Annotated in this window: 3 protein-coding genes; all 3 read right to left on the bottom strand. The window is 64.8% G+C overall.

Going from position 1 to position 2,236, the window contains the following annotated elements; genetic code table 11:
* Nucleotides 1–738 (bottom strand): T6SS effector BTH_I2691 family protein (locus LU671_RS29160; protein ID WP_332880102.1); only part of this gene is annotated, 738 nt, incomplete at its 3' end.
* A complete protein-coding gene (locus LU671_RS29155; RefSeq protein ID WP_232857805.1) occupies nt 735–1,652 on the bottom strand; it encodes a hypothetical protein in 918 nt (305 codons plus the stop codon). The genes LU671_RS29155 and LU671_RS29160, both read right to left, overlap by 4 nt.
* The coding region (locus LU671_RS29150) for a bacteriophage T4 gp5 trimerisation domain-containing protein (protein WP_442964161.1) at nt 1,649–2,236 on the bottom strand (588 nt) is incomplete at its 5' end. The genes LU671_RS29155 and LU671_RS29150, both read right to left, overlap by 4 nt.

Here is a 2,236-nt window from a genome sequence, read left to right as displayed (position 1 = left end):
CTGGACCAGGCCGACGGTGTCGTCGAGCACCAGGGCGAGCACGCCGTGTTCGAGCTGGTGGCGGGCAATGGCGTTGACCAGGTAGCCGCGGGTGGCGGTCTGGCGCAGGAGGCGGCTGTGAAAGCCATGGACACTGTCGAAGGCGCCGGGCAGTTGCTGGTTGTACTCGAAGACCTCGCGGTCTACCTGCAGCTCGCTGAGGGTCATGGCCATGCCGAGCTGGGCGGGGGCGCTGCGGGCGAGGGTGAGGTCCAGCACCTGGAAGCGCTCGGGCGGGGTCTTGGCGTTGCGGTAGGCATTGAGCACGCTGGGCGGCCAGGCGTCGCTGCTGAAGGCGATCCACGCGGTGGAGAAGGCCTCGGTGTCGACGGTGAGGAAGGAGGAGGGGATGTCGTGGTTTTCGCCCAGGCACTGGCGGGCGAGCAAACGCGGTGGCGCGGGCGGCGGCTCGATGGGGTTGAAGCGGCGCAGGTGGGCCTCGTCGGTGACTTCGTAGGCGTACCAGATGCGCTGGTCGAGCAGGACATACAGGTAGCCGGTGCGCAGGGTGCGCAGCCCCATGCGGGTGGCCACCTGGTCACCGCCGGCCAGGGGGTGACGGTAGGCCGGGCGCAGGTCCGGGACCAGGGCGCGGCGCAGGGGCAGGATGGGCAGGCCCTTGCGTTCGCAGGCCTGGCACTGGTCGTGGGGCAGGACGGATTCGGCGATGACGTGGGCGATTCGCTTGCTGAGGGTCATGGGCGTACTCCGGATTGAGGCAGGTTTGCAAGCACATACCGCCAGTTGGATTCGGTGTATTCGGCGAGTGTCTGGGTCAGCGGGATCTGCGCATGCACGGCTTTGTCGATCAGTGTGCGGAGCGCAGGGTAGGTATGCAGCTGCGGGTGCAGGCAGCGTTGATGGAGGGCCAGGGCAATGATGTCGGCTGGCTCGCTCAAGCCCTGTCTGCGTGCCTGGACGATCTCTTCGTACGCCAGCACGGCGGCGACCGCTGGCAGGGAAGGCCGGTCATCGGTCTGTGGGAGCAGGGCGCGCCAGGCGCTGAGCATGGCCTGGACCAACGGAGCTTCGGCTTGCATTTCGTCAGCTGCGACCGGTATCGGCTTTTGGGCGTACGGCTCACCGATCATGCGCACGGCAAACCCGCCGCTGGTAAGGAACAGCCAACGGTGGATGGGCCACCATGGCATTTGCTCTGCGTGTTCGTAGGCCGCTGCAAGCAGTTCCAGGCGTACAGGTTCGAATACCGGATAGAAGCAGGTCTGCGTTCCCATGGTCGGGACCTCGCACAGCGTCATGATGTGCTTGGCCAAGGCCGCGGCAGGCGTGTCACTGAATAGCCAGCCACAGACCAGGCGCCCAGGCCGCTGAACATCCCGCAGGCTTGCCCGTGCCGTCAGGGTCACCAGGGATTCCGGCAGGGGTTCTCCCGGAGACGCCAGGCAGGCCAGGATCGGATGGGCGTCGGGGGCGTGGGCGAGGTCGGTCCTGTAGATCGGCGTCAGCACTTTCGCCCCCAGCCCTTGGCGTAAACCTTCGAGCACGGCGTGGTCACTTCGGCTGGACACCGCAGTGGGGTCGATCAGCACGTGGCAGTACTGGTCCGAGGTGTGGTGATCCATGACGAACTGGGTCAAGTCAGCGGTATTCATCGGCCCTTTTCCTCACAGGCACTGCCGCTGTTCGCAGTGAGCTCCAGTGCCGTGACATTTCCGGCGCCTTCGGCCCCTGCTTGCGTGAGGCCATGAAAGTTGAGCGTCAACCCGTTGAGCGTAAGGCCCTGCTGGTCGAGCACGAGGCTTGCACCTGGGCTTATGAGCTCGATACGTTCGCTGGCGGTGAGTCGAAAGACCGTTGTCTGCTGGTCCAGGCCCTGGCCGACGGCAATGCGCTGATGACCGTCCACCCGCAGTTCGCTGTTGCCACCGACGAGGGTGTGTTGATTCACCCCGATGGTTTCGCTGCGATCATTGCTCACCTGTATGGACAGGTCCTGGCCGACCTTCAGATGGCAGTCCCGGCCTACGGCATGGGTGTGGTCATTGCCGGTTTCCTGGCGAAGGTCGTTGCCGACGCTGATTTGCTCATCGTTGCCCACTTGTTCGATGCGGTTGCGGCCAACGCAGGTCGTTTCGTCATGGCCTACCCGATTGTTCTGATCCCGCTGCGCATGGATGAACACCTCTTCCTGCCCCAGTTCATCCTCGAAGCGCAGCTCGTTGAAACCTTGCCCCTT

It is taken from the genome of Pseudomonas sp. NMI760_13, assembly GCF_021283245.1.
Lineage (GTDB): Bacteria > Pseudomonadota > Gammaproteobacteria > Pseudomonadales > Pseudomonadaceae > Aquipseudomonas > Aquipseudomonas peradeniyensis.
The sequence above is the reverse complement of the archived record's forward strand: the minus strand, read 5'-3'. Positions and strand labels throughout refer to the sequence as shown.

What these genes read in the sequence shown, in the direction of transcription:
- LU671_RS29155 (WP_232857805.1), bottom strand. Translation starts at nt 1,652, where the DNA reads ATGAATACCGCTGACTTGACCCAGTTCGTCATGGATCACCACACCTCG.